This is a genomic window from Streptomyces sp. NPDC046881, assembly GCF_040645015.1.
GTDB lineage: Bacteria > Actinomycetota > Actinomycetes > Streptomycetales > Streptomycetaceae > Streptomyces.
On record NZ_JBEYXJ010000002.1, the window covers coordinates 87,073 to 113,018 of the forward strand.

General features: G+C 70.8%; 23 protein-coding genes. 9 read left to right on the top strand and 14 right to left on the bottom strand.

Annotation, left to right across the window (positions count from 1 at the left end):
- Nucleotides 1–58 precede the first annotated feature (58 nt).
- A complete protein-coding gene (locus ABZ923_RS01850) occupies nucleotides 59–301 on the bottom strand; it encodes a DUF397 domain-containing protein (RefSeq protein WP_361465458.1) in 243 nt (80 codons plus the stop codon).
- Entirely contained in the window at nucleotides 298–1,119 is an 822-nt protein-coding gene (locus tag ABZ923_RS01855) for a helix-turn-helix transcriptional regulator (protein WP_361465461.1), read from the bottom strand. The genes ABZ923_RS01850 and ABZ923_RS01855 overlap by 4 nt, the downstream gene beginning before the upstream one ends.
- A gap of 112 nt (nucleotides 1,120–1,231) precedes the next feature.
- On the opposite strand from ABZ923_RS01855, the gene ABZ923_RS01860 reads away from it, so the two are divergent.
- Nucleotides 1,232–1,708: an ATP-binding protein gene (locus tag ABZ923_RS01860; protein WP_361465463.1), complete on the top strand. Its 477-nt coding sequence runs from the start codon at nucleotides 1,232–1,234 to the stop codon at nucleotides 1,706–1,708.
- Here ABZ923_RS01860 and ABZ923_RS01865 read toward each other — a convergent pair.
- From ABZ923_RS01865 to ABZ923_RS01875, 3 genes are all read right to left on the bottom strand, one after another.
- Nucleotides 1,654–1,860, bottom strand: a complete 207-nt coding sequence (locus ABZ923_RS01865) for a hypothetical protein (RefSeq protein WP_361465466.1) — start codon at nucleotides 1,858–1,860, stop codon at nucleotides 1,654–1,656. The two genes, ABZ923_RS01860 and ABZ923_RS01865, sit on opposite strands and share 55 nt — an antisense overlap.
- 121 nt (nucleotides 1,861–1,981) lie before the next feature.
- Nucleotides 1,982–2,257: a hypothetical protein gene (locus ABZ923_RS01870; protein WP_361465467.1), complete on the bottom strand. Its 276-nt coding sequence runs from the start codon at nucleotides 2,255–2,257 to the stop codon at nucleotides 1,982–1,984.
- Between the two features lie 216 nt (nucleotides 2,258–2,473).
- Entirely contained in the window at nucleotides 2,474–3,079 is a 606-nt protein-coding gene (locus ABZ923_RS01875) for a YceI family protein (protein ID WP_361465469.1), read from the bottom strand.
- 225 nt (nucleotides 3,080–3,304) lie between these two features.
- On the opposite strand from ABZ923_RS01875, the gene ABZ923_RS01880 reads away from it, so the two are divergent.
- The 4 genes from ABZ923_RS01880 (at nucleotide 3,305) to ABZ923_RS01895 (ending at nucleotide 8,125) form a co-directional block, all read left to right on the top strand.
- Complete coding sequence (locus ABZ923_RS01880) at nucleotides 3,305–3,811, top strand: hypothetical protein (protein ID WP_361465472.1); 507 nt, start codon at nucleotides 3,305–3,307, stop codon at nucleotides 3,809–3,811.
- Between the two features lie 36 nt (nucleotides 3,812–3,847).
- Nucleotides 3,848–6,148, top strand: coding sequence for a polysaccharide lyase 8 family protein (locus tag ABZ923_RS01885; RefSeq protein WP_361465786.1), 2,301 nt, complete (start codon nucleotides 3,848–3,850; stop codon nucleotides 6,146–6,148).
- Nucleotides 6,149–6,302: 154 nt separating this feature from the next.
- Nucleotides 6,303–7,898 (top strand): acyl-CoA carboxylase subunit beta, encoded by a 1,596-nt coding sequence (locus ABZ923_RS01890; protein ID WP_361465474.1) that lies wholly within the window; start codon nucleotides 6,303–6,305, stop codon nucleotides 7,896–7,898.
- 35 nt (nucleotides 7,899–7,933) lie between these two features.
- Complete coding sequence (locus ABZ923_RS01895) at nucleotides 7,934–8,125, top strand: acyl-CoA carboxylase subunit epsilon (protein WP_030346572.1); 192 nt, start codon at nucleotides 7,934–7,936, stop codon at nucleotides 8,123–8,125.
- 59 nt (nucleotides 8,126–8,184) lie between these two features.
- Here ABZ923_RS01895 and ABZ923_RS01900 read toward each other — a convergent pair whose 3' ends face one another.
- The 9 genes from ABZ923_RS01900 to ABZ923_RS01940 all read right to left on the bottom strand — a co-directional run bounded on the left by ABZ923_RS01900 (nucleotide 8,185) and on the right by ABZ923_RS01940 (nucleotide 21,894).
- On the bottom strand, nucleotides 8,185–11,274 hold the full coding sequence (locus tag ABZ923_RS01900) for an NACHT domain-containing protein (RefSeq protein WP_361465477.1): 3,090 nt from the start codon (nucleotides 11,272–11,274) through the stop codon (nucleotides 8,185–8,187).
- Nucleotides 11,275–11,368: 94 nt separating this feature from the next.
- Nucleotides 11,369–11,950, bottom strand: a complete 582-nt coding sequence (locus ABZ923_RS01905; RefSeq protein WP_358636250.1) for an ATP/GTP-binding protein — start codon at nucleotides 11,948–11,950, stop codon at nucleotides 11,369–11,371.
- Complete coding sequence (locus tag ABZ923_RS01910; protein WP_361465480.1) at nucleotides 11,931–12,506, bottom strand: DUF742 domain-containing protein; 576 nt, start codon at nucleotides 12,504–12,506, stop codon at nucleotides 11,931–11,933. The genes ABZ923_RS01905 and ABZ923_RS01910 overlap by 20 nt, the downstream gene beginning before the upstream one ends.
- A gap of 94 nt (nucleotides 12,507–12,600) precedes the next feature.
- Nucleotides 12,601–13,014, bottom strand: a complete 414-nt coding sequence (locus ABZ923_RS01915) for a roadblock/LC7 domain-containing protein (RefSeq protein ID WP_004983065.1) — start codon at nucleotides 13,012–13,014, stop codon at nucleotides 12,601–12,603.
- Nucleotides 13,015–13,024: 10 nt separating this feature from the next.
- Nucleotides 13,025–16,234: a nitrate- and nitrite sensing domain-containing protein gene (locus ABZ923_RS01920; protein WP_361465482.1), complete on the bottom strand. Its 3,210-nt coding sequence runs from the start codon at nucleotides 16,232–16,234 to the stop codon at nucleotides 13,025–13,027.
- Between the two features lie 397 nt (nucleotides 16,235–16,631).
- Nucleotides 16,632–17,207: an ATP/GTP-binding protein gene (locus tag ABZ923_RS01925; RefSeq protein ID WP_184970470.1), complete on the bottom strand. Its 576-nt coding sequence runs from the start codon at nucleotides 17,205–17,207 to the stop codon at nucleotides 16,632–16,634.
- Complete coding sequence (locus tag ABZ923_RS01930) at nucleotides 17,188–17,586, bottom strand: DUF742 domain-containing protein (RefSeq protein WP_009190816.1); 399 nt, start codon at nucleotides 17,584–17,586, stop codon at nucleotides 17,188–17,190. The genes ABZ923_RS01925 and ABZ923_RS01930 overlap by 20 nt, the downstream gene beginning before the upstream one ends.
- A gap of 111 nt (nucleotides 17,587–17,697) precedes the next feature.
- The gene (locus tag ABZ923_RS01935) at nucleotides 17,698–18,120 is read right to left on the bottom strand and encodes a roadblock/LC7 domain-containing protein (protein ID WP_361465484.1); all 423 of its coding nucleotides are present in this window, start codon (nucleotides 18,118–18,120) and stop codon (nucleotides 17,698–17,700) included.
- Nucleotides 18,121–21,894, bottom strand: a complete 3,774-nt coding sequence (locus ABZ923_RS01940; RefSeq protein WP_361465486.1) for a nitrate- and nitrite sensing domain-containing protein — start codon at nucleotides 21,892–21,894, stop codon at nucleotides 18,121–18,123. It abuts the gene before it with no gap.
- Between the two features lie 570 nt (nucleotides 21,895–22,464).
- Here ABZ923_RS01940 and ABZ923_RS01945 point away from each other — a divergent pair.
- The 4 genes from ABZ923_RS01945 to ABZ923_RS01960 all read left to right on the top strand — a co-directional run bounded on the left by ABZ923_RS01945 (nucleotide 22,465) and on the right by ABZ923_RS01960 (nucleotide 25,941).
- Nucleotides 22,465–22,659 (top strand): hypothetical protein, encoded by a 195-nt coding sequence (locus ABZ923_RS01945; RefSeq protein ID WP_361465488.1) that lies wholly within the window; start codon nucleotides 22,465–22,467, stop codon nucleotides 22,657–22,659.
- 242 nt (nucleotides 22,660–22,901) lie between these two features.
- Nucleotides 22,902–23,687 carry a fumarylacetoacetate hydrolase family protein gene (locus tag ABZ923_RS01950; protein WP_361465491.1) on the top strand — a complete coding sequence of 262 codons (786 nt, stop codon included), beginning with the start codon at nucleotides 22,902–22,904 and terminating at the stop codon, nucleotides 23,685–23,687.
- Entirely contained in the window at nucleotides 23,680–25,164 is a 1,485-nt protein-coding gene (gene gltX / locus ABZ923_RS01955) for a glutamate--tRNA ligase (RefSeq protein ID WP_361465494.1), read from the top strand. The genes ABZ923_RS01950 and gltX overlap by 8 nt, the downstream gene beginning before the upstream one ends.
- A gap of 114 nt (nucleotides 25,165–25,278) precedes the next feature.
- A complete protein-coding gene (locus ABZ923_RS01960) occupies nucleotides 25,279–25,941 on the top strand; it encodes a DUF4241 domain-containing protein (RefSeq protein ID WP_361465787.1) in 663 nt (220 codons plus the stop codon).
- The last annotated feature ends 5 nt before the right edge of the window (nucleotides 25,942–25,946 follow it).

Consider the following 25,946-nt stretch of genomic DNA (forward strand, 5'->3'; position numbering starts at 1 on the left):
CTCCCGTCACGACCGAGGTCGGCTGCCCGGGATGCAGACCGAGCCGCCGAGCTCGGTTTCAGCGGGCGATGCCGTCAAGGAACTCGCTCCAGGTGGCGGGGGAGAGGGTGAGGGTGGGGCCGGTGGGGGTTTTGGAGTCGCGGATGTGGATGGTGGAGGCGGAGGCGGCCACTTCGAGGCAGTTGCCGCCTTCGCTGCTGCTGTAGCTGGACTTGCGCCAGGCGTACGCCGCTTCGACGCAGTCGCCGCCCTCATTGCTGCTGTAGCTGGACTTGAACCATGCCAGTGCTGCGGTGTTCATGACTCTCCTAGCAGTCCATTCAGGAGGCGCGCGCTCTCCTCTGGAGAGAGGGCCTGTGACCGCAGCATTCCATACTTGTAGTGATAGTCGCTGACCTCTTCCGGGTCATCTACGAGGAAGCTCGCGCGCTGCACTTCCAGATATACGAGACGCTCGTGCTCGGGTGTCTCCAGCAGGGTCATTGGCCCCGCGAGTCCCGCGTGGGGCATCCGGTCCATGGGCATGATCTGCACGCTCATGTGGATCGGCGCTGTGTATTCGAGGATCTGGCGGATCTGCTTTCGCATCACGGCCGGCCCACCGACCTGCCGCCGCAGGATGCTCTCCTCCATGATGAAGTGGCCGACGGGCGGTTGGTCCCGCTGCCAGATCAACTGGCGTTCCATGCGCGCGTTTACCCACTGCTCGGCCGTCTCGCTCCCGAGCGCGGGATAGCGGGAGTCGAAAGCGGCGAGGCAGTATTCCCGGGTTTGCAGCAGCCCCGGCACCATCTGGGTCTGGTACGACAGGATGCCGACCGCCTCCTGCTCATGATCCACCAGCCCCTGCGCGAACTGCACGATCCGGTCCCGTACCGGCAGTTTCGCCACCACCACCGCTAACGCCCCGCCCGTGTCGAGGAGTTCGTCGAACTGCTCGGCGCGGTCCGGCTGCAGGGCCAGCCTGCCCTGCTCGATGGACCTCACCGTGTCCACGGCGAGGTTCGCCGCCTCCGCGAACTGTTCCTGTGTGAGACGCGCCTTCTTCCGGAAGTGCGCCACCAGCGCACCGACCGCGTACCACGAACCGACCTTCTTGGGCCTCGTCGCCACGTGCATGGCCGTACCTTTCCCCCGTACGCACCCGAAGCTCTCGTAGTGGACTCGTAGCAATGAGGACTACGACTTCACTCACTGACCCAGTGTAGTGACGCACAGTGACACTCGCGTCATGAACGAGCAATCCCCACACCCCCGAACGCGCCAGGCGTTCTACCGCCGGGACCGCAGGTCGGTCCGGCCGGCGAGGGAGTTCGCCCGCGAGGCGCTGACGGACTGGGCCGCGGCCGAGCGCGGCGACGACGTGCTGCTGTGTGTGAGCGAGCTGGCGACCAACGCCCTCGTCCACGGCGTCCCCGCCGGCCGCGGCTTCCTCCTCAGGCTGACCCTGCACGACGACGGCGTCCTCCGCGTGGAGGTGCACGACAGCGGCCCGGGCGGGGTCCGCACCCCGGAGACGTCCCCGGACGCGGAACACGGCCGGGGCCTGCTGCTCGTCGCGGCGTCGGCGGACAAGTGGGGGGTGGGGGAGCGGAACCCGGGCAAGGTCGTGTGGTGTGAGTTCCACCCGTTGCCCGGCCGCGCGCCGACCGGTCAGGTGATCGCCGGCATCGTCCCGTCGGGGAGCGCGCAGGCCTCGCCGGCGTAGGGGCGTGAAACGATCTGTCCGCCGGCGGCCGTGCAGTCGTCTCTGGAGATGTCCGGGGACGAGGCGGCCCCGGCGCCGACAGCGCCGACGGCGCTCACGCCGGCAAGGGTCGCCGCGGCCAGGGCGAGGCCCAGGATTCTTCGCACGCGCATGACGTCCTCCTCTCGGGCGCCTTCGTTCGGCTTCCGGGAAGGACAGGTCTCAGGACGACGGCGCCCTCTTCCTCAGCATGGGTGCTCCGCAGGGGGCCCGCGAGGCGAGGGCCGGGCACCGCTAACGCGGTTCGTGGGCCGCCGCTCGGCAGGCACCGGTCGCGGCGCCGCTCGCCACTCCGGCCCCGGTCAGCCCGGTCACACAGCCTTGCAGGTCGCCGACCACGCCACGGCCGCAGGCCGCTGTGACGGCGTCGGAATCGGTGGCACCGGCCAGCTGGGCCATCTGTGTGCAGGCGGGGATGTCCGCCCGGACCGCGGGCGCGGCGAGGACCGCGCCGCCGAGGGTGAGGGTCAGACCGGTGAGGGCGCCGGCGATACGGGTCGAGGTGCGCATGGGAGGCACCTGCCTTCCAGGTTGGCGCGACAGGGCCGCCTGGCGACGCTCGGTGAGTGGTGCCCCGGCCGGCGGGCTCACGGACCGACCGGCCGCACGCGGGACATCGTCGCCAGGCCGAAGGAGGGGGCCCCGGACCGGAGGGCACGCTCTCGGTCCTCCACTCGCGGGCCCCTCACTCCAGCGTCGCATGCTCTCCCCCGCCCGTCCTGGGCATCACGCCTGCTTGACGGCCGAGATGTCGAAGACCAGCTTGATCTTGTCGGAGACCAGGACGCCGCCGGTCTCCAGGGCCGCGTTCCAGGTCAGGCCCCACTCGGAGCGCAGGATCTCGGCCTTGCCCTCGAAGCCGACGCGCTCGTTGCCGAAGGGGTCCTGGGCGGAGCCGTTGAACTCCAGGTCGATGGTGAGCGGCTTGGTCACGCCGAGCAGGGAGAGGTCGCCGGTGATGCGGTAGTCGTCGCCGCCGAGGGACTCCGCCTTGGTGGAGCGGAACGTCATCGTCGGGAACTCGTCGATCCGGAAGAAGTCGGAGGACTTCAGGTGGCCGTCGCGGTCGGCGTTGCCGGTGTCGATGCTCGCCATCTGGACGTCGAGCGTGGCGGTGGACTTCGCGGGATCGGCGCCGTCCAGGTGCAGCGTGCCGGTGAAGTCCTGGAAGCCGCCCTTGACGTTGGTGACCATGGCGTGCCGGGCGACGAACCCGATCGAGCTGTGCGCCGGGTCGATCGTGTAGTCGCCGGTCAGCGCGGTCAGGTCGGGGCCGGCCGTGGCCTGCGCGGCGGGGGCGGGGGTGGTGTCCTTGCGGCTGAAGATGCCCATGACGTGCTCCTGCGAATGCTTGTTGAACATTGAACGAACTGCGTGACTCCGAAGGTAGTCCCATTCGGTTCAATTTTCAACATCATCCGCAACGTGTTTCCGTCCTCACCCTCGGTCACCGTGCGCGGGCCCCCTGGTGCAGGCCCCGCGTACTCGGGCACCATCTGCCTGCACCACCTGCACAGCCGACCCCCAGCACGCACGGCCCACCGCAGGAAGGTCCCCATGAAGCCGCTGAAGCTCCGCGCGCTCCTCACCGCGCTCGCCCTCGTCGCCGCCCCGGGCGCCGCCGTCCTCGGCACCGCGACGGACGCCTTCGCCGTCACCAAGATCAGCCACGCCACCGCCACCCAGATGTTCCGCGACGTCGGCATCACCTGGTCCTCCTCCGGCAACTGCTCCGACCGCTACAACTCCACCTGTACGTCCTTCGAGCAGCTCAACCTCGCCACCGCCCAGGGCGCCCAGACCCTCAAGCGGTCCAGCGGCTGCGCCCTCAACATCACCGGCGGCACCGAGACCGGCCACGCCTCGGGCACCTACTCCCACTGGAACGGCTACAAGCTCGACTACGGCAAGAACACGTGCGTGACGTCGTACATCAAGAACAACTTCGGCTACATCGGCCTGCGCGGCGACGGCGCCCCGCAGTACCGGTCCGGCTCCGGCAACATCTACGCCGACGAGGGCAACCACTGGGACGTCCTCTACTACAACTGCGGCGGCTGCTGAGCCGGGAACCGAGGAGAGAGGGCGGTGACCGGCCCCATGGGCATGACCCGGCGCGCACTGCTGCTGGCCGCCGCCCTCGCCGCCGCGGCGCCGGGCGCCCGGGCGGCCGACGACCCGTACGACACCCTGCGCCGCCGCTGGCTCGGCATCTCCCTGGGCGCGGGGTACGACCCGGCCGCCGAGCCCTACGCCTCCCGGCTCGCCCAACTCGGCGGCCGCGCGGGGGAGTACCGGGAGAGCATGGTCCCCGCGCCCGGCTCGCTCTGGCCGGGGCACCCCTTCGACCCGCCCGCCGGCATCACCTTCAGCTACGGCCGGCTGTGGGCCATGACCCAGGCGTATGTCCAGGCCGGCACCGGCGCCACCGGCGACCCCGGCCTCCTCGCCGACGTCCTGCGCGGGCTCGACCACCTCTCCGCCACCGTCTACAACCCCGCCACCACCCGCTACGGCAACTGGTGGGAATGGCAGATCGGCAGCCCCCGGCTGCTGACGGACATCACGGCCGCCCTGTACGAGCAGCTCGGCCCGGACCGGGTCGCGGCGGCCTGTGCGGCCGTGGACCACTTCGTGCCGGTCGCGATGCTCACCGACTACTCCGGCACCTCCACCGGCGCCAACCGCGTCGACCTGTGCCGCTCGGTCGCCCTGCGCGGCATCCTCGGCCGGAACCCGGAGAAGATCTCCCTCGCCCGCGACGCCCTCTCGCCCGTCTTCCCGTACGTCACGAAGGGCGACGGCCTCTACGCCGACGGCTCCTTCGTCCAGCACACCTGGGTCGCCTACTCGGGCACCTACGGCCAGGTGCTGCTCGACGGCCTCGGGCGGCTGTTCGCGCTGCTCGCCGGGTCGGCCTGGGAGATCACCGACCCCGCCCGGCAGAACGTCCTGGACGGCGTCGAGCACGCCTACGCACCCCTGATCCACGACGGGCTCGTGGCGGACTGCGTCAACGGCCGTGCCATCAGCCGGGGTCACCTGCGCTCCGACGACTCGCACGTGCTGCGCAGCGACCACTACCACGGGCAGGCCCTGATCGCCGCCATCGCCCTCCTCGCGGCCGGCGCGAGCGAGGCCGAGCGCGCGCGCTGGCACGGCCGTATCAAGGGCTGGATCGAACGGGACACCGTCGTACCGGTGCTGACGTCGAGTCAGTTCGGGGTCGCCGATCTGGCACGGCTGCACGCCATCGCCGCCTCGCCCGGGCCCGCCGCCCCCGAGCCCCTCGGCCACCGCCTCTTCCCGGCCATGGACCGCGCCGTCCACCGCGGCCCCCGGTTCACCGCCGCCCTCGCCATGGCCAGCGACCGCATCGCCCACTACGAGTGCGGCAACGGCGAGAACCCGCGCGGCTGGCACACCGGGTCCGGCATGCTCTCCTGGTGGCCGCGGGGCCGCGGAGACCAGTACACCGACTGGTACTGGCCCACCGTCGACTGGTACCGGCTGCCCGGCACCACCGTCTCGACCAAGCGGCTCCCCGACCGGGCCGGCGGCGAGTGGGGCGCGCCCAAGCCGGACGTGCGCTGGGTCGGCGGTACCACCGACGGCACGTACGCGGCGGTCGGCCAGCACCTCAAGGGCCTCGGCTCCACCCTTCAGGCCCGCAAGTCCTGGTTCTTCCTCGACGACGCCGTGGTCTGCCTCGGCGCCGGGATCAGCTGCGCCGACGGCGTGCCCGTCGAGACCGTCGTGGACAACCGCAACCTGGGCGAGAACGGCACCCAGACCTTCGTCCGCGCCGCCCGGTGGGCCCACCTGGAGGACCACGGCGGCTGGATCCTGCCGTACGGGGGCGAGCTGCACACCCTGCGCGAGGACCGCACCGGCGCCTGGTCCGACATCAACACCACCAGCACCGACGAGCGGCGCACCCGGCGCTGGCAGACCCTCTGGCTCGACCACGGCACCGACCCGGCGGCCGCCGGCTACGCCTACGTCCTGCTGCCCGGCGCCTCCCGCGCGCAGACCGCCGCCCGGGCCGCCGACCGCCACTGGCTGTCCGTCCTCGCCAACGACACCACCGCCCAGGCCGTCGCCGTACCCCGGCTGGGCCTGACCGCGTGGAACTTCTGGCGGGCCGGTACGGTGGGAGACCTGGCCGCCTCGGCCGGCGCGAGCGTGCTCGTCGTCCGGCGGGGCCGTACGGCCACCCTCCACATCAGCGAGCCGCCCCGTGGCGGGGCCCCGCTGGAGCTGGTCTGGAACCATCCGGTGCGCGCGGTGATCCGGGCCGACGACAGCGTTCAGGTCCGGTCGGCTGACCGCCGTCTGAGGCTCCTCGTCACTCCGGGGATGGCATGTGCCACCCATGAATGTGAGGTGGCTCTCAGCTGACGACTTTGTTGCTCCCCTACAACGAGTCGGCCTCCTGAGCAGTCGGAACGGCTGCATGCCGCCAGGGTTCTGTTCACTGGTACCAGGAAAACGGGCCGGAGACTGTACAGAGTCGACGGCTCGCTTTTCTTCGTGTCCTTCGTAAGGTCGCTACATGACCGTTTTGGAAGAGACGACGGGTGAGCCGACCGGTGAGCCGACGGACGCACGCGGACGGGTCGCCGAACTGCACGAGATCCGTGCCCGGGCCGTGGCCGGCCCGAGCGAGAAGGCGACCGAGGCGCAGCACGCCAAGGGCAAGCTGACGGCGCGGGAGCGGATCGAGCTGCTCCTGGACCCCGGGTCCTTCCAGGAGGTCGAGCAGCTGCGCCGGCACCGGGCGTCCGGCTTCGGCCTGGAGGCGAAGAAGCCGTACACCGACGGTGTCATCACCGGCTGGGGCACGGTCGAGGGCCGTACGGTCTTCGTCTACGCCCACGACTTCCGGATCTTCGGCGGCGCGCTGGGCGAGGCCCACGCCACCAAGATCCATAAGATCATGGACATGGCCATCGCGGCCGGGGCCCCGCTGGTGTCGCTGAACGACGGCGCGGGCGCCCGCATCCAGGAGGGCGTCTCGGCCCTCGCCGGCTACGGCGGCATCTTCCAGCGCAACACCAAGGCGTCCGGTGTCATCCCGCAGATCTCGGTGATGCTCGGCCCGTGCGCGGGCGGCGCGGCCTACAGCCCCGCCCTCACGGACTTCGTCTTCATGGTCCGTGAGACCTCCCAGATGTTCATCACCGGCCCCGACGTGGTCAAGGCGGTGACGGGCGAGGAGATCAGCCAGAACGGCCTGGGCGGCGCCGACGTCCACGCGGAGACCTCCGGCGTCTGCCACTTCGCGTACGACGACGAGGAGACGTGCATCGCCGAGGTGCGCTACCTCCTCTCGCTGCTCCCGCAGAACAACCGCGAGAACCCCCCGCGGGCCGAGTCCGCGGACCCGGTCGACCGCCGCAGCGACGTGCTGCTGGACCTGGTCCCGGCCGACGGCAACCGGCCGTACGACATGGCCAAGGTCATCGAGGAGATCGTCGACGACGGCGAGTACCTGGAGGTCCACGAGCGCTGGGCGCGCAACATCATCTGCGCCCTGGCCCGGCTGGACGGCCAGGTCGTCGGCATCATCGCCAACCAGCCGCAGGTGCTGGCGGGCGTGCTCGACATCGAGGCCTCGGAAAAAGCTGCGCGCTTTGTCCAGATGTGTGACGCTTTCAATATCCCGATCGTCACCTTCCTGGACGTCCCCGGGTTCCTCCCCGGTGTCGACCAGGAACACGGCGGAATCATCCGCCACGGCGCGAAGCTGCTGTACGCCTACTGCAACGCGACCGTGCCGAGGATTTCGCTCATCCTGCGCAAGGCGTACGGAGGTGCCTACATCGTCATGGACTCCCAGTCGATCGGCGCCGACCTCACCTACGCCTGGCCGACGAACGAGATCGCCGTCATGGGCGCGGAGGGCGCGGCCAACGTCATCTTCCGCCGGCAGATCGCCGACGCCGAGGACCCCGAGGCCATGCGGCAGAAGATGGTCAAGGAGTACAAGGCCGAGCTGATGCACCCGTACTACGCGGCCGAGCGGGGCCTGGTCGACGACGTCATCGACCCCGCCGAGACCCGCGAGGTGCTCGTGAAGTCCCTGGCGATGCTGCACACCAAGCACGCCGACCTGCCTTCCCGCAAGCACGGCAACCCCCCGCAGTAACCCTGCGGAAACCTCTCTCACGGAGACTGACACCCATGAGCACTCCTGACATCCGCGTCGAGAAGGGCCACGCCGAGCCCGAGGAAGTCGCCGCCATCACGGCCATCCTCATGGCCCGCGCCGCCGCCCGCCCCGAGCCTTCGGCGACCCACCGGATCCGCGCGAAGGCAGGCTGGCGCCGCCTGGAGCGCGAGCCCGGCTTCCGGGCCCCGCACAGCTGGCACTGAGGTTTTTGCGCGCGACCCCGGCCCCGCCGCCCCTTGTGGGTGGCGGGGCCGTGGTGTGTTCAGACGACGGTGACGGCGACGCCGGTGAGTTCGGGTGGGGTGACGGGGCCGTCGGGAGTCCGGCAGTGCTCCAGCTCCAGTCGTCTCAGTCGGCTGAAAGCGCGCAGGCCGCCGCCCGCGTCCTCCAGAAAGCACTCGCGCAGCGTGAGATCGGTGAGCTTGGAGCGGACCGGTCCCAGTTGCCGGCGGAGATCCTCGACGTAGAAGTAGTAGAGCCCCAGGCCGCGGAGACCGGTGAGCGCGGACAGGGGGGTTAGGGCGGGCAGAGAGCTGCCAGGATCACCGAGCACGTGCAGGTATTCGACGTCCCCGAAGGGGGCTATGAAGTCCAGCCTGGTCTCCGCGGTGACTCGCGAAAGGGCCAGCCAGTACAGCTCGGGCGGGACCGGGAGACCCTCGATCCCGTCCGGATCGACGACCGGCAACTGTAGAAGGCGTAGTTCCGGCAGAGCCGTCAGGGCTTCCGGACGCCGGAGCACGGCCTGCCCGAACAGCTGGAGGTTCTCAAGCCGGGGGTGGGCTTCCAGCAGGGAGAGGTCGGCCGTACCGCGCATGTTGCAGGCCAGCTCCTGGAGCGGGGGGAGACCGATCAGGCCGGACAGGTCCTGCAACTCGAACATGATCCGCAGCGTGGTCAGCGACCTCAGCCGCATCGCACCGCGTAACTGGGCCGAGTGCGTCAGAACCACCGCATGCCGGGCCAACGGAAGCCCAGCCATCACCCGATCGGCGTAAGCGTCCGCGTCGAAATACGCCCACGCGTCGACGAGCGCGGCCACCACGTCCCGACGGCCGTCCTCCGCGTACCCCTCCAACAACCCCAGGGCCTGCTCCCCGCCGATCAGCGCCACCGTCCGTACCGTCTGCACCGCCGCCTTCGACGACAGCTCGGCCAGTGACCGCGGCAGCCTGCGCAGCAGGCTCGTGCCGACCGCCGCCAGCGCGGGCGGATCCGTCTGCCGGCGCGGTGGCAGGAGGGCGGACACCGCCTCCTCCATGCGCCCTGCCAGCCCGTCGGAGACCTCCGGCACCGTCTCCTGGCAGGCCGCCGCCAGCAGCCGCAGCTTCCTGCCGTACCGGGGTTCCTCCCGGGCCCGGTCCAGGATGCCGCCCAGCAGTTCCTCCCGCTGGGGCCGGTTCGCGTGGCCCGCGGCCATGACGATGGTCTCGCGCCACAGGTCCAGGTGGGCCCGCTCGACCAGGTTGCCGATGCGGTCCTCCTCCGTCGCCTCCTCGGCGGCCAGGTACTCCTGGAAGGTGCGGTGGACGAAGTCCAGCCGGCCCTCGGCGGGGGAGCGCAGGATGCCGGCGCGGTCGCGCAGCTGCTCCAGGACCCGCACGCCGTCCTGCTGCTCCACGTGCCGCATGCCCGCGAGCCGCTTGCCGACGTGCACGGCAGCCTGCTCCAGCCCGATCTCGCTGCGGTTGTTGTCGGACAGCCGCCACGCCAGGTCCCGGAGCAGCACCAGCTTGTCGTTGAGGCTCAGCCGGCCGTCCATCGCGCTCGGCACGTTCCGGTCCGCGTCCCGCTCGTGGACCAGCGTGTGCAGGGCGTTGCGGTACAGCTCCATCCGGTCCCGCGGCAGCCGGCTGCCCCGGTTGAGGTGCATCGCGCACAGCATGGCCGCCAGCAACGGCGTACCCGCGAGGGACTGCAGGTGCGGGCGGTCCTTGAGGCTCGTCAGCAACGACTGCTCGTAGCGCGGGAGTTCCTCCACCGTGCAGGGCAGGTCGTCGTCCAGTTCCCGTACCGCCTGGTGCCACTGCCGTACGAAGGCGACCAGGTCGGGCGGTGCCATGCGGTCCAGGTGGAGCGCCGTGAACTCCTCGCGGCGCAGCCAGTCGGCACGCGCCGCCGCCGGACGCGAGGTGACGACGACCCGGACGTCGCCGTAGGCGGCCAGCAGCCTGCGCAGCCACTCCCGTACGCCCCGCCGTTCACCGTCCAGCAGCTCGTCCACACCGTCGACCAGCAGCAGGGCCTTGCCGTCGGCGAGTTGTCGCTCCACCCACGCCTTCGGCATCACACCGGTGATCTGGCCGGCCACCGAGTCCAGCATCGCCTCCGGCCTCGGCAGCTCCCGGCCGCTGTACTCGCGCAGCTTCACGAAGACCGGTGTCAGGCCGTTCCAGTCCGCCAGCTCGCCGGTGAACGCGCCGCGCGCCGCCGTCACCGCCAGCCAGCGCAGCAGGGTCGTCTTGCCCGAACCCGCCTCGCCGCGCAGCAGCACCCGGGTGGCTCCGCCCAGGGCCGCCTCCACCCGCATCCCGGCGCTCTCGCCTCCGGGCTCCTCCCAGTCGCTCATGTCGGGCCGCAGCATCGGCAGGGAGCGGGCCGGCCGGCGCCGGCTGCCGTCGTCACCCGTGGCGCGCAGGCTGACGTACGCCACCGACAGCCGTACCTGCGCGCCCGCCCGGTCGGACGTGCGCCGGAACAGCTCCACCTCGTCCAGGGTCGTACTGACGAGCTCCAGGTAGCGGCGCCGGAAGTCCCCGTCCCGGTCCGTTCCCTCCGGTGCGAACAGGGAGCGGTCCGGCAGCCGTTCCAGCACCCGGGCAATCTCGGTGCCCAGGGACGTCGTACGGCCCAGCAGTTCGGTCAGCGCGCGTTCCTCGAAGACCGGCAACCCCCGCACGATCCGCACGTAGTACTCGACGCACTCCACGAACAGCCGCTCGTACAGCCTGCTCTCCGCCTCGCCCAGACCCACCGGCGGCCGGACCGAGGCGGTCACCCGCCGTACGACCTCCGCCGGGTTCACATCGGCCGCCAGCACCGCCTCGTCCGACAGGTCCGCCGCCGCGAACGTGTCGCACACGCCGTCGACCACGGCCTGCCGGCTGCTCTCCTCCAGACCGGGGAACTCCCGCTCCAGGAACGGCGCCAGCCGGTCGTAGACCGCGTCCGCCATCTCCTCGAACTGCCGTTGCACGCCCCGCTGGAAGCGGAGCCCCGACACCCGCAGCCGGATCAGCTCGGCCATGTCCATGCGGCGTTCCTGCTCCCGCCGCCTGCCCCCGAGCCACATCTGGGCCGCCGCCTTCGCCACGGTCGACCCCAGCCGTAACGCAGCCGCCTCGGCAACCATCGCCACCCCCTCCCGTGCGTCGTCCAGTGTGGCACCGGGGTACGACAAAGGGGCCCTCTCCGCAGGAAAGGGCCCCTCGTGACGCGGGGACCGGCTAGCGCAGCCGCGCCATCAGGGCGTGCTCCACGAGCGTGATCAGTGCGCTCTTGGCGTCCGCGCGGTGGCGGGCGTCGGTCGTGATGATCGGGGTGTCCGGTCCGATCTGCAGCGCCTCGCGCACTTCCTCCGGGGCGTAGGGCTGCTGTCCGTCGAAGCCGTTGAGGGCGATGACGAAGGGCAGGCCGCTGTTCTCGAAGTAGTCGACCGCGGGGAAGCAGTCGGCGAGCCGGCGGGTGTCGACCAGGACGATCGCGCCGATGGCGCCGCGGACCAGGTCGTCCCACATGAACCAGAAGCGGTCCTGGCCCGGCGTACCGAACAGGTACAGGATCAGGTCCTGGTCCAGGGTGATGCGGCCGAAGTCCATGGCGACCGTGGTGGTCGTCTTGTCTCCGGTGTGGGTGAGGTCGTCGATGCCGGCCGAAGCGGACGTCATGACGGCCTCTGTGCGCAGCGGGTTGATCTCCGAGACGGCGCCGACGAACGTGGTCTTGCCCACGCCGAAGCCGCCCGCCACCACGATCTTCGCGGAGGTGGTGGAGCGGGAAGGACCGCCGCTAGAGCTTGCGAAGTCCACTGAGCACCCTTTCGAGCAGTGTCACGTCTGGCTGGCCGCCGGCGTTCTCGTCGCCGCCGGGCTGATGGATGGCGACCAGGCCCGCCTCCGCCAAGTCGGCGACGAGAATCCTGGCCACGCCGAGGGGAATCGTCAGCAGGGCCGAGATCTCGGCCACCGACTTGATCTCCCGGCACAGGTTGCAGATCCGCTGATGCTCGGGCAGCTGGCCCTGCATCTGGTGCGGAGCGGCGGTGGTGTGCACCAGCGCCTCGATGGCGAGCTGGTAGCGGGGCCTGGTCCGGCCGCCGGTCATGGCGTACGGCCGCACCAAGGGGTTGTTGGACGCCGTGGCCGGGGCCGGCTCGGGGCGGCGCTGCGGCTGGACCGGCTGGATCCGCGGGGCCGGGGGCTGGTCGTACGGCGACGGGCCGGGTCCCTGCGGAGCGTACGGCTGCCGGTGGCTGGGTGCGGAGGGGAAGTTGTACGGGTTCGCCGAACCGTCGCCCCGGCCCTGGCCCTGGGCAGGGCCGTACGACCAGTTGCCCGAAGACGAACCGCCTGGGGGTGTTGCCACTTTCTCCTCCTCCGACTGCGCCGGGCACCCATCCGTGTGGAGCCGCGTCCCGAAACCTTACGGCCCCGGGACGCGAATACGCACCGTCCGATAATTAGTTGAGAAGGCTTCCCTGGAGCTCCGCGCGGAGATCCGGGGTGAGGACCGTGCCCGCGCGGTCCACCAGAAGGGCCATCTCGTACCCGATGAGACCGATGTCCGCCTCCGGGTGGGCCAGAACCGCCAGCGAGGAACCGTCGGAGATGGACATGATGAAGAGGAATCCCCGCTCCATCTCCACAACCGTCTGATTCACGCTGCCTCCCTCGAAGATCCGGGAGGCGCCTGCCGTCAGAGACGTCAGACCGGAGGCGACGGCCGCGAGCTGGTCGGCGCGGTCGCGGGGAAAGCCTTCGGACATCGCCAGAAGGAGTCCGTCGGCGGAGACCACCACCGTGTGGGACACCCCCGGGGTGTTGTCCACGAAGTTGGTGATCAACCAGTTCAGGTTCTGTGCCGCCTGGCTCATCGGGCTCACACTAACGCTCCTGGTTGTAGGTGCTGTCAGGACCGAAGCCCTGGCCGTTCGTTTCACTGCCTGCGCTGCGTCCGCGCTGGACGCCCCGGCGCAGGTTGCTCAGCCTGCCCCGGACGTCCTCCGGGGCGCGGGAGACCTGTGGGCCTCCCTGGGGGGTGGTTTCGGCGGAACCCTCGACCAGATTGGCCTTGGGCACCCGCCGCGGCAGACCGGAGGCGGTGACCCCGCCTGCCTTGGGCTTCCGGAGCTGCGAGGCCTGCTGCCACCGCTCGTCGTTGGCCGAACGCCAGCCGCTGTCGCCGCTCGCATCCGGCGCGTTGCCCGGTGCGGGAGCCGGCGCTTCCTGCTGCGCACGCGCCGTACCGTTCGCGGAGCCGGCGCCGTGGGAACCGCTCGCGGTGGACCCGCGGCGGGGCAGCCCGGCGTCGGTCAGCGCGTGTGCGGCTGGGGAGGCCGTTCCCGGACGGTCGAAGCCTACGCCGTTCCGCTCACTCGCGTCAGCGGCCTGCGAGGATTCCGTTTCCGGAGCGTACTGGGCCGGATAGCCGTTCTGGTAGCTGTCCTGCTGGGGCCAGTCGTCCTGGTACGACGACGCCTGGGCAGGCTCCGCATACGGGGCCGAGGGCTCCGGGTAGCCGCCGTTGGGGGCGTATCCGTCGTGCTGCGCGGGCTCGCCGCCCGGCGCGTAGTACTGCTCGTCGTACGACTGCTCGTACTGCTGCTCGTACGACGACGGCTGCTGCTGCTCCTCGTACGACGACGCCTCGTACGCCTGCTGAGGCTGCTCCTCGTACGTCTGCCGCTGCTGCTCCTGGTACGACGGCGGCTCGTACGCCTGCCGCTGCTGCTCGTCGTACGCCTGCTGCTGCTCGCCGGGCTGCTGGCCGTGGCTCTGGGCCTCCAGGGCCGCGCGGCGCTCCTCGCGCATCAGCGAGCGGCCGACGGGGTCCAGGTCCCGGATGTCGTCGGGGACCTCCGTGTACCGGCTGTCGTCGAAGCCCAGTTCGGCGGCCGTGCGCATCGGCTGCTGCTGGCCGAAGCTCTCACCCTGGAACTGCTGCTCCGGGATGATCTGCGAGACGGTGAACTCGTCGCGGTCCAGCGGGGCTTCGCCGCCACCGCCGTGCGTGATCGCGTCCGGCAGCATGACCAGGGAGGTCGTACCGGCCTGCTCGCCCGAGGGGCGCAGCTGGACCCGGATGCCGTGCCGGTCGGACAGCCGGCCGACCACGAACAGGCCCATGCGCTGGGAGATCGCGGCGTCCACGGTCGGCGGGTTGGCCAGCTTGTGGTTGATGTCCGCGAAGTCCTCGGCGGTCAGGCCGATGCCCTTGTCGTGGATCTCGATCATGATGCGGCCGTCGGGCAGCCGGGTCGCGGTGACGCGGACCTTGGTCTGCGGGGAGGAGAACGTGGTGGCGTTCTCCAGCAGCTCGGCCAGCAGGTGCACGAGGTCGGTGACCGCGCGGCCGTGGATCTCGGCCTCCGGGACGCCGGACAGCTCGATGCGCTCGTACTGCTCCACCTCGGAGGAGGCGGCGCGCAGCACGTCGACCAGCGGGACCGGCTGGTCCCAGCGGCGGCCGGGCTCCTCGCCGGCGAGGACCAGCAGGTTCTCGCCGTTGCGGCGCATACGGGTGGCCAGGTGGTCCAGCTTGAAGAGGTTCTCCAGCTGGTCGGGGTCGGCCTCGTTGTTCTCCAGGTCGGTGATCAGGGTCAGCTGGCCCTCGATCAGCGACTGGTTGCGGCGCGACAGGTTGGTGAAGATCGCGTTGATGTTGCCCCGCAGCAGCGCCTGCTCGGAGGCGAGCCGGACCGCCTCGCGGTGGACCTGGTCGAAGGCGCGGGCGACCTCGCCGATCTCGTCCTTGGTGGTGATCGGGATCGGCGCGACCCGGGTGTCGACCCGGCCGGGGTCGGTGCGGGAGAGCTGGTCGACCAGCATCGGCAGCCGCTGCTCGGCGATGCCGAAGGCGGCGTTGCGCAGCTGGCGCATCGAGCGGCTCATCTGGCGGGCGACCGCACCGGCCAGGATGAAGGCCAGCAGCAGGGCCACCACGACGATGGCACCGGTGATGAACGCCGAGGTCTTGGCGTCGTCGGCGATGTCCGAGGCCTCGTTCACCGCCTTGTCGGCCATGTCCGACTCGATCTGGCGGTACGCCTTGTACTTCAGCGTGTTGACCGCCCACCAGTTGTCGGCGGTGACGCCCCCGGCGGCCAGCTGGTCACGGGTGAGCGTGCTGGTGTCCTTCATGGTGGCGAGCGCGCCCACCATCTTCGTCGGATCGGCCGACGCGCTCGTGCCCTTGGACTTCTGCGCCATGGCCGCGGTGTCCGACTTGACCTTGTTCTCGAGGTCGGCCAGCTTCTGCGCGTCGGCCTCGGTGCCACCGCCGAGGTACTCCTCGCGGGCGATGCGCTCCAGGTAGGCGTACGAGGACAGGGAGACCCGCTGGGTCGCCAGGTTCGGGGCGTCCGGGCCGGGCTTGACCAGCAGGTGCGTGCCGATCGACCGCTCCAGGGACAGTGCCGCCTTGGTCAGCGAGATGGCGTAGACGGTACGGCCGTAGGAGGTGATGTTTCCGGTGCCCAGACCGAGTTCGTTGGCGAACTCCATCAGCGGGTGACTGACCTGGACGTAGCCCTCTTCGGTCTGCACGCCGGTCATCTTGGAGGTGTACGCGGCCTGCCGCAGCTGGGCCAGCTTGGGCTCGACCTCGCGGAACAGCGTCAGCCGGCGCTTCAGGCCGGCCTCGCCCGGCATGCTCTTGGCCGCCTCGTTGAAGCCGCTGGCGGCCTGGTCGGTGGCCTTGCGGGCGTCGTCGACGGTCTGCTTGCTGGCCGCGTCCTTCTTGTTCAGCAGCAGCGGCGCCGCGGTGACGTCACGCTCGCTCTCCAGCGCGTCGGCATAGGTCAGGGCGGCGCGGACCAGACGGGCGGTGTTCTCGGCGTCGCGGGCCTGCTGCCAGGTGTCGATCGAGCTCTTCACCTGGAAGCCGCCCATGACCAGGCCGACTCCCACGGGTATGAGCAGGATCGCGTTCAGCCGGGTCGGCACCCGCCAGTTGCGCGGGGAGAGACGGCCGCCGCTGGACGCGGGAGTGGCCGCCGGTTCCGTTCCGGGAACGGGGGTGGGCGCCGCAGCGCGCGGCGGCGGGGTGAAGTTGCCCCGTGCCGACGGCTCGGGACCGTTCTTGCTTCGCCTCACTCGACCAACAACCTCTCGGCGGTCGGCACCTTCGTCGTGCCGCAGTCTCTCAGAGCCCGGTTCGCCATCGACCACGAGTACGTACGCGGTACGTCCTCAGTACGTCTTCGACCATTGGGCAGTTCAGGCATTCCAGCACGTGGACCAGCGCACTTCCAAACAGTGGAAAGCCCGTGATCAAGCCGTTGTAAGCGCTAGATAAAACGGTCATAAAGAGCGAGCCCCGCCAAAAGGCGGGGCGTTCGTGCGCACAGCGGCACCACGCGACCGCGTCGCGTGGCGATACCCGGGGATTCCTCTGCCGAACTGTTATGAACGCCGGAGCCGACCGTGTCAAAGGCCACAGTCGGCTCCGCTGTCCTACGGCAACTGCCGTACGGCCCGTCGTACTTGAGTGCTACTTCAGCCGCGCCATCAGGGCGTGCTCCACCAGCGTGATCAGCGCACTCTTTGCATCCGCACGGTGTCGGGCGTCGGTCGTGATGATCGGGGTGTCCGGTCCGATCTGCAGCGCCTCGCGCACTTCCTCCGGGGCGTAGGGCTGCTGTCCGTCGAAGCCGTTGAGGGCCACGACGAAGGGCAGGCCGCTGTTCTCGAAGTAGTCGACCGCGGGGAAGCAGTCGGCGAGCCGGCGGGTGTCGACCAGGACGACGGCACCGATGGCGCCGCGGACCAGGTCGTCCCACATGAACCAGAAGCGGTCCTGGCCCGGCGTACCGAACAGGTACAGGATCAGGTCCTGGTCGAGCGTGATGCGGCCGAAGTCCATGGCCACCGTGGTGGTGGTCTTGTCCCCGGTGTGGGTGAGGTCGTCGATGCCGGCCGAAGCGGACGTCATGACGGCCTCTGTGCGCAGCGGGTTGATCTCCGAGACGGCGCCGACGAACGTGGTCTTGCCCACGCCGAAGCCGCCCGCCACCACGATCTTCGCGGAGGTGGTGGCCCGGCCCGCGTCAGAGCTTGCGAAGTCCACTGAGCACCCTTTCGAGCAGCGTCACATCCGGAGCGCCGCCGTTGTTCTCGTCGCCACCCGGCTGGTGGATGGCGACCAGGCCGGCCTCGGCGAGGTCGGCCACCAGGATCCGGGCCACACCCAGGGGCATGGCCAGCAGCGCCGAGACCTCCGCGACCGACTTGACCTCGCGGCACAGGTGGCAGATGCGCTGGTGCTCCGGAAGGAGTCCCATGAGCGCTGCCGGGTCGGCCGTGGTGCTGATCAGCGCCTCGATGGCGAGCTGGTAGCGGGGCCTGGTCCGGCCGCCGGTCATGGCGTAGGGCCTCACCAGCGGCTGGTCGCCCTCGTCCCCGTACGGCTCCGCGTACGGATCATGATGGGCGGTGGGCGGGGTCATGAATCCTCCGGGCGGGACAGCAAGTCGGTCAGTCAAGCCGTCTGACGGGGCCGGTGGGGGGATTGTGGCGGCCGGACGGTGTTTTCGTGAGGTGGGTGGTGCCGGGGGCGGTCAGTGAAGCAGACTGCCCTGGAGTTCGGCGCGCAGGTCCGGGGTGAGTACCGCACCCGCGCGGTCGACGAGCAGTGCCATCTCGTAGCCGACGAGACCGATGTCCGCATCGGGGTGGGCCAGTACCGCGAGGGACGACCCGTCCGAGATGGACATCAGGAAGAGGAAGCCGCGCTCCATCTCGACGACCGTCTGCGCCACCGCGCCGCCCTCGAAGATCCGGGACGCCCCGGCCGTCAACGAGGTCAGCCCGGACGCGACGGCCGCCAGCTGGTCGGCGCGGTCCCGCGGGAAACCTTCGGACATCGCCAGCAGAAGGCCGTCGGCGGAGACCACCACCGTGTGCGACACCCCGGGGGTGTTGTCCACGAAGTTGGTGATCAACCAGTTCAGGTTCTGTGCCGCCTGGCTCATCGGACTCAACTAACGCTCCTGCTGGTGAGTGGGGCTCGGGAAGCTGCCGGTCTGGCCGCTGCCGGCCTGACGGCCCTGAGCGATGCCCCGACGAAGATTGGTCAGCCGTCCGCGTACGTCGTCAGGCGCACGCGAGACCTGCGGACCGGTTTGGTGCTGTTGCTGCTGAGCGGTGCCCGGGACGAGGTTCGCCCGGGGCACCCGGCGCGGCAGGCCGGAGGTGGTGACCCCGCCGGCCGCGGGCTGCCGGACGCGTTCTGCCTGCCGGACGAGTTCGTCGTTCGGCGAGGTGCGCCAGGAGCCGGTGTTGGATGCGGACCGCTGGGGAGCAGGCGCGGGTGCCTGCTGCTGCGGCCGCGGTGCGGGAGCGTTCTCCTGCCGCGGTGCGGGGGAGGTCTCCTGCTGACCGCCGTGGAACCAGTTGGTCTCCAGCGTGTCGTACAGCGGGGTACGGCCGTCACCCGGGCCGCTGGCCGGCGGCAGCGCCTCCGGCTCCTGGCGGACCGGACGCTGCTGCGGCGCGGGCAGGCGCGGGGCGCCGAAGTCGCCGCGGCCGGCCGGCTGCGGGCGCTCGAACTGGCCGGTGTGGCCGGGGTTCTGGTGGCCCGGGAGGGCGTGCTGCCCGGTGGAACCGCCGTCGTAACCGCCGTCGTACGCCTGCGGGGCCTGCGGGGCCGGGAACTGGCCCGTGTTCTGCGGGTTGTTGTCCGGCCGTCCCGGCGCCGGCGTGCCGAACACGTCGGAGCGGAGGTAGGAGTCGCCGCCCTGCTGGCTGCCGGGGCCGTCGAAGGAGCCCGGCTGCCCGCCCTGCTCGGGACGCGGGAACTGCCCGGTCTGCTGCAGGTTGTCGGGGCGCGCGAACTGGCCCGTCTGCTGGGCGTTGTCCGGGCGGGCGAACTGGCCGGTGTGCGAGCCGCCGCCGTTCAGCTCGGCGCGCGGGAACTCGCCCGTCGCGGCCGGGCCCTGGGCGTCGATCCGGGGTATCTCCGAGGTCGAGCCCGGACCCTGCCGGTCGTCCACCCGCGGCATGCGCGCGGTCTGCGTCGGGTCCTGCTCGTCGTGGCCGCGCGGGGCGTCCATCGAGGCACGCGACAGCGGGGCCTCGCTCCAGTCCGGGGTGCGGGACTGCGGGGCACCACCGGGCAGCTCCGCCCGCGGGCCGCCGCGCGGCGGCAGCTGGGGCTGGCGGCCCTGGTCCGCGGGAGCGCCGGACCGCTTGCGGCCACGGCCGCCGAAGGCGTCCTGCTGCGGCCCGCCCGGGCCCGCGGCCTGCAGGCCCTGCGGGGCGCCCGGCGCCTGACCGCCGAAGCCGGCCGGCGCGGGACGGTTCTGCTGGGGGCCGCCGGGGCCGCCCTGCGGACCGCGTGCTCCGCCCGGCGCACCGGGGCGGCCGCCCTGGCCCGTGCCGGGCAGCGCGGCCCGGGGACCCTGGGCGGAGCCGACCTGGCCACGCGGGCCGGGACCGGAACCGAGCAGGCCGCCGGTCGGGGCGCCGCCGGGGTTGCCGTTCTGCCGCCGGGCCGCTGCCGCACCGGCGGCGGCCTGCGCGGCGGCGGGACCACCGGTGGAGCCGGGCGCGCCGGGCTTGCCCGGAGCGGGCTTCCGGCCGCCCTGGGCGACGTCCACGGGCAGCATGACCAGCGCGGTCGTGCCACCGGAGTCGGACGGGCGCAGCTGGATGCGGATGCCGTGGCGCTGCGACAGACGACCGACCACGAAGAGGCCCATGCGGCGGGAGACGGAGACGTCCACGGTGGGCGGCGAGGCGAGCCGCTCGTTGATCGCCGCGAGGTCCTCGGGGGAGAGGCCGATACCGGTGTCGTGGATCTCGATCAGCACGCGGCCGTCGGGCAGCGCGTGACCGGTGACCTTGACCTTGGTCTGCGGCGAGGAGAAGGAGGTCGCGTTCTCCAGCAGCTCGGCGAGCAGGTGCACGAGGTCGTTGACCACGCGGCCGGCCACCTCGGTGGTGGGCACGGCGGCCAGCTCGATGCGCTCGTACTGCTCCACCTCGGACGCGGCGGCGCGGAGCACGTCGACCAGCGGGACCGGGCGGGTCCAGCGGCGGCCGGGCTCCTCACCCGCGAGGACGAGGAGGTTCTCACCGTTACGGCGCATACGCGTCGCGAGGTGGTCGAGCTTGAACAGGGAGGACAGCTGGTCCGGGTCGGCCTCGCGGGACTCCAGCTCGGAGATCAGCGACAGCTGGCGCTGGATCAGACCCTGGGAGCGGCGCGAGAGGTTGGTGAACATCGCGTTGACGTTGCCCCGCAGCAGGGCCTGCTCGGCGGCGAGGCGGACCGCCTCGCGGTGCACGTCGTCGAAGGCCGCGGCCACCTGGCCGATCTCGTCCCGGGAGTGCACACCGACCGACTCCACGGAGGTGTCGACGTCCTGCGGGTCGGACTCGGAGAGCTGCTTGACCAGCTCGGGCAGGCGGTCCTGGGCGACCTTGGTCGCGGTCTCCTGGAGCCGGCGCAGCGAGCGGATCATGGACCGGGCCACGACGAACGCGCCGACGAGCGACACACCGAGGACGAGCAGGATCAGCGCACCGGAGATGATGGCGTCACGCTGGGTGGCGCTCTTCAGCTCACGCGCCTTCTGCTCCATCTCCTCCAGCAGCGTGTGCTCGATCTTCTTCATCTGCTCGATCTTGGTCGAGCTGTCGTCCACCCAGTCCTTGTAGGACCGCGCCGGCAGCTGCTGCAGGCCGTCGGGGGACTCGAAGGAGCGCTTGGCGTAGGTGTCGGCGGTCTCGATCGTCGGGTTGCCCTCGTCGATCGGCTTCAGCAGCTCCTCGGCGTTCTGGTCCGCGTAGATCTTCCGGAAGATCGCCAGCTCGGAGTTCTCGCTCTCGTACGCCGACTGGCCGTAGAGGCGGTCGTTCTCGGAGAGGTCGCCCTTGGTGTCGGTGGTCGCGGGCAGCGCGGCGGCGATCATCGCGCGCTGCACGGACGCGTACTCCTTGGCGGTGGAGAAGGCCGCCAGGGCACGGGTGCGGGAGATCATCTCCGGGTTGCTGGACGCCTCGGCCATGTCCTGGGAGAGGCCGATCAGCTGGCTGATGAGCCGGTGGTAGGACTCGACCGTCTGGGAGGCGTTGTCCTTGGACCCGTAGGCCTTCTGGCGGATCTTGGCCAGGTCGTCGAGCTGGTTGGCCAGACCGACGAGCGCGTCGCGCACGCCCTGCAGGTTGCCGTCCTTGCTCGCGGCGTCGATCTCCTCGGAGGAGTCGAGGAAGTTCTCGCGGGCCCGGTCCGTCTTCTGCTGGTAGGCCTTGATCTGGTAGTCGTTCTTCTTCAGACCGCCGTGGGCCAGCGGGCCGGCGGACTGGTCGCGCTCCTCCTGGAGCGCCATGGCCAGCTCGGTGGCCTGCTTGGTCATCTCCGTCAGCAGCTTCATGTTGTCGAGCTGCTGGATGTCGTTCATGTTCTCGTTGATGCGCAGCGCGCCCAGCGAGGTCGCCGCGACCACGGGCAGCGCGAGCAGCGACACCAGGCGCGTGGAGATGCGCCAGTTGCGCAGCGCCAGCCGCGAACCCGTGCTGGTCGGGCCCTGCCCGGGCTTCGCCGACGGCGTGGGGCCGGCCGAGGGCGTCGCGGTCGTGGAGGCCGACGCGGCGGAGCCGCCCGGGCGTCCGCGCTCACCGCCGTCTCCGGCCTGGGCCTGGCCCGGGTTCTGGGCGTGCTGGGGCGAGGAGCTGACGGCCTTGGGGCCAGTCCCGCCGTGCGGCTCCGGCTCCGCCGAAGCGCTGCCATCCCTCTTGAAACGTCCCTGCACTAGCGTCGCAACCTCTGGACCAGGCATCCCCCGCGCGAACGGAGGGACACGGTGTCGGCGTTGTGGAGAGCGCCCTGAATACGCCCCCCGAGTGGTCTTGAGTGACCGGCGCTGGTTCCCCCCTATCTCGCCGCCACTCGGCGCTGTGTGCGCCCCCTGTGCGCCGGCTCGATCCTGCGGCGGTCCGTGGAATTCCAGCACAGTGCAGGATCTCCAACAAGGCCAGTGAACCGAGCTGTGACCTACGTGACCGACTGTGAGGGACGGGTTACCGCTTGTGGAACCGTTTTCGGGGCACAACGGGCATACCCCGCTGAGTGGCGGCTCGATGCCCGGTGTCCCAGTCGCCATGATCAGGAGCGGAATGATGGCTTCAGGGGGTCAATGTCCGTTTCACCGGGACGGGTTGCCAGTCGGAATTGACCGAATTGTCCGTGAGGTCGTGAGCAAACTCACATGAACATCGGGGGGAGTTGGCGTCTTCGTCGGGGAATCCGATGTTTAGCCTGGCGCTTTACAAGACGGACGACTCTGCCAACCCACTCGACCAGAGGGCACAGGACGACAACGGTGAAGACGACGATGATGTTCCGCAACATAGCCAACCCGCGACGCACGACCCTGGCGCACCTGACGGACGCCGGCGAGCTGCACACGCCCGAGCTGCCGGAGCACTCCGTCGACCTCCCCGCCCAGACGGCCAACCCCCGCCGCACCGTCCTCATGGACGTCCCGGTCGGCGCGGGCGCCCCGGCCGGCGAGTAACCGCCGGAACACCGGGCCCGGCCCGGAACGGCGCCGCCGGTTCCACCGAAGCGCGGCCGAGGGGTCGGGTGACTCCCTCCGGCCGCGTTCGCGTTTTTCCCGGCCTTTTCCGCGCGGCGGCCCACAGGCTCCGGTGACCCGCCTCCGACCTGCGCCGATGCCCCCAGAAGCGAACAACTTCGCATAGCTCCGTTAACCTGAGGCGTCAGTACGCCGGTTCTCAGTGAGGGGCGCAGGATCCCGTGCGCATCGCCAGGTTCTCCATCGACGGGAACGTAGCCTTCGGCGCGGTCGAGGGCGACAAGCAGGACGAACTCGTCCTCGACATCATCAAGGGCATCCCGTTCGCGGACTACGAGCTGTCCGGTACGAAGGTGCCGCTCGGCAAGGTCAGGCTGCTCCCGCCGGTGCTCCCCAACAAGGTCGTGGCCTTCGGCCGCAACTACGCCGAGCACGCGCGCGAGCTGGGCAACGAGGTTCCGGACGCCCCCTTCGCCTTCTTCAAGCCGTCCACCTCGGTGATCGGCCCCGGCGACGACATCCAGTACCCCTCCTTCACCGAGGAACTGCACCACGAGGCCGAGCTGGCCGTCGTCATCGGCCGCATGTGCCGCGAGGTCCCGCGCGAGCGCGTCAAGGACGTGATCTTCGGCTACACCTGCGCCAACGACGTCACCGCCCGCGACGTGCAGAAGCGCGAGAAGCAGTGGGCCCGGGCCAAGGGCTTCGACACCTCCTGCCCGCTCGGCCCCTGGGTGGAGACGGACATCGACCTCGCCCGCGCGAACGACCTCACCGTGCAGCTCACCGTCAACGGCGAACAGCGCCAGCTGGGACGCACGAGCGAGATGATCCACCCCATCGAGGACTTGATCGTCAACATCTCCGAGGCCATGACGCTGCTGCCCGGCGACGTCATCCTCACCGGCACCCCCGCGGGGGTCGGCCCCCTGCACGTCGGCGACGAGGTCGCCGTCACCATCGAAGGCATCGGCACTCTCACCAACAAGGTTGTCAAGCGTGGCTAGCGCACCCGGCTCCCCCGTACGCGTCCGTTTCTGCCCCTCGCCCACCGGTAACCCCCACGTGGGCCTGGTCCGCACCGCCCTGTTCAACTGGGCGTACGCCCGGCACCACCAGGGCACCCTGGTCTTCCGCATCGAGGACACCGACGCGGCCCGCGACTCGGAGGAGTCGTACAACCAGCTGCTCGACGCGATGCGCTGGCTCGGTTTCGACTGGGACGAGGGCCCCGAGGTCGGCGGCCCGCACGCGCCGTACCGCCAGTCGCAGCGCATGGACATCTACGCGGACGTCGCCCGCAAGCTGCTGGACGCCGGCCACGCCTACCACTGCTACTGCTCCCAGGAGGAGCTGGACACCCGCCGCGAGGCCGCCCGCGCCGCCGGCAGGCCGTCCGGCTACGACGGCCACTGCCGCGACCTGAGCGCCGAGCAGGTCGAGGAGTACCAGGCCCAGGGCCGCACCCCGATCGTCCGCTTCCGGATGCCCGACGAGACGATCACCTTCACCGACCTGGTCCGCGGCGAGCTGACCTTCACGCCGGAGAACGTGCCCGACTACGGCATCGTCCGCGCGAACGGCGCCCCGCTGTACACGCTGGTGAACCCCGTCGACGACGCGCTGATGGACATCACCCACGTGCTGCGCGGCGAGGACCTGCTCTCCTCCACCCCGCGCCAGATCGCGCTGTACAAGGCGCTGACCGAGCTGGGCATCGCGCAGCGGACCCCGCAGTTCGGGCACCTGCCGTACGTGATGGGCGAGGGCAACAAGAAGCTGTCCAAGCGCGACCCGCAGTCCTCCCTCAACCTCTACCGCGAGCGGGGCTTCCTGCCCGAGGGCCTGCTGAACTACCTGTCCCTGCTGGGCTGGTCGCTCTCGGCGGACCAGGACATCTTCTCGATCGAGGAGATGGTCGCGGCCTTCGACATCTCCGACGTGAACCCCAACCCGGCGCGCTTCGACCTGAAGAAGTGCGAGGCGATCAACGCCGACCACATCCGCATGCTGGATGTGAAGGAGTTCACCGAGCGCTGCCGCCCCTGGCTGAAGGCCCCGTTCGCCCCCTGGGCGCCGGAGGACTTCGACGAGGCGAAGTGGCAGGCGATCGCCCCGCACGCCCAGACCCGCCTGAAGGTCCTGTCGGAGATCACCGACAACGTCGACTTCCTCTTCCTGCCGGAGCCGGTCTTCGACGAGGCCTCGTGGACCAAGGCGATGAAGGAGGGCTCCGACGCCCTGCTCCGCACGGCCCGCGAGAAGCTGGAGTCGGCCGACTGGTCCTCCGCCGAGTCCCTCAAGGAGGCCGTCCTGGCCGCCGGCGAGGCCCACGGCCTCAAGCTCGGCAAGGCCCAGGCCCCGGTCCGCGTGGCCGTCACGGGCCGCACGGTCGGCCTGCCGCTCTTCGAGTCCCTGGAGGTCCTGGGCAAGGAGAAGACGCTGGCCCGCGTCGACGCGGCGCTGGCCAGGCTGACGGCGTAGACGCGCGCGTTCCCGAGGGGCGGTGGCCGTACCGGCTGCCGCCCCTCGGGCATGTCGGTGGCCCGCACTAGTGTTTCGGCTCACACAGTGAGCGAGATCGAGAAGGGCGCCGCCATGCCGATGAGTCCGCGGGACTACACCTGGCTGTTCACCCCGGGCAGCACGTTCGGCTTCGAGACCGGGACCCGGGGTGTGATCCACCTGGCCGACGGCGGCGAGCTGGACCTGCCCACCGGCCGGGTCGTCGCCTGCGACCCGTTCGTCTACCTCGGCAGCGGCGACATAGAGCCCTTCACGGCCACCGTGGCGCCCGGCCGCTACCGCGTCGACGCGGCCGTCGCGACCCTCACCCGGCCCGGCGAGCCCCCGTCCGACCGCCCCCACCGGCGGGTGGCCGCGGCCCGCCTCGTCATCCGCGACGAGCCGGCCGTCACCTGGGAACTCGCCCTGTGCCCCGGCCAGGACCCCGCCGAGCTCGGGGACGACGAGTTCTTCGGGTACGGGGTCGACGCCGGCACCGGCTGCTTCTACGACGCCTCGGCCGAGGAGGCGTTCCCGGAGACCGAGGAGGAGGAAGGGCCGCTGTGGGACGCGTTCGAGCACAGCGACTGGTCGCCGGGGCCGCACCTGGTCACGTCCACCGCTGGCGGCCACACCCTGGCCGTGTTCACCTCGGGCTGGGGCGACGGCTTCTACCCCACCTGGACCGGCCGCTCGGCCTCGGGTGAGATCACCTGCTTCGTGACGGACTTCTTCGTGGCCCCGGACCCCGTGTAGTCCGG

Bases quoted from the DNA above. Each gene is read 5' to 3' on its own strand.
- ABZ923_RS01890 (WP_361465474.1), top strand. From the start codon at position 6,303: ATGACCGTTTTGGAAGAGACGACGGGTGAGCCGACCGGTGAGCCGACG.
- ABZ923_RS01900 (WP_361465477.1), bottom strand. From the start codon at position 11,274: ATGGTTGCCGAGGCGGCTGCGTTACGGCTGGGGTCGACCGTGGCGAAG.
- ABZ923_RS01885 (WP_361465786.1), top strand. From the start codon at position 3,848: ATGGGCATGACCCGGCGCGCACTGCTGCTGGCCGCCGCCCTCGCCGCC.
- ABZ923_RS01875 (WP_361465469.1), bottom strand. From the start codon at position 3,079: ATGGGCATCTTCAGCCGCAAGGACACCACCCCCGCCCCCGCCGCGCAG.
- ABZ923_RS01915 (WP_004983065.1), bottom strand. From the start codon at position 13,014: ATGAGCCAGGCGGCACAGAACCTGAACTGGTTGATCACCAACTTCGTG.
- ABZ923_RS01865 (WP_361465466.1), bottom strand. From the start codon at position 1,860: ATGCGCGTGCGAAGAATCCTGGGCCTCGCCCTGGCCGCGGCGACCCTT.
- ABZ923_RS01850 (WP_361465458.1), bottom strand. From the start codon at position 301: ATGAACACCGCAGCACTGGCATGGTTCAAGTCCAGCTACAGCAGCAAT.
- ABZ923_RS01870 (WP_361465467.1), bottom strand. From the start codon at position 2,257: ATGCGCACCTCGACCCGTATCGCCGGCGCCCTCACCGGTCTGACCCTC.
- ABZ923_RS01880 (WP_361465472.1), top strand. From the start codon at position 3,305: ATGAAGCCGCTGAAGCTCCGCGCGCTCCTCACCGCGCTCGCCCTCGTC.
- ABZ923_RS01960 (WP_361465787.1), top strand. From the start codon at position 25,279: ATGCCGATGAGTCCGCGGGACTACACCTGGCTGTTCACCCCGGGCAGC.
- ABZ923_RS01860 (WP_361465463.1), top strand. From the start codon at position 1,232: ATGAACGAGCAATCCCCACACCCCCGAACGCGCCAGGCGTTCTACCGC.
- ABZ923_RS01930 (WP_009190816.1), bottom strand. From the start codon at position 17,586: ATGACCCCGCCCACCGCCCATCATGATCCGTACGCGGAGCCGTACGGG.
- ABZ923_RS01855 (WP_361465461.1), bottom strand. From the start codon at position 1,119: ATGCACGTGGCGACGAGGCCCAAGAAGGTCGGTTCGTGGTACGCGGTC.
- ABZ923_RS01895 (WP_030346572.1), top strand. From the start codon at position 7,934: ATGAGCACTCCTGACATCCGCGTCGAGAAGGGCCACGCCGAGCCCGAG.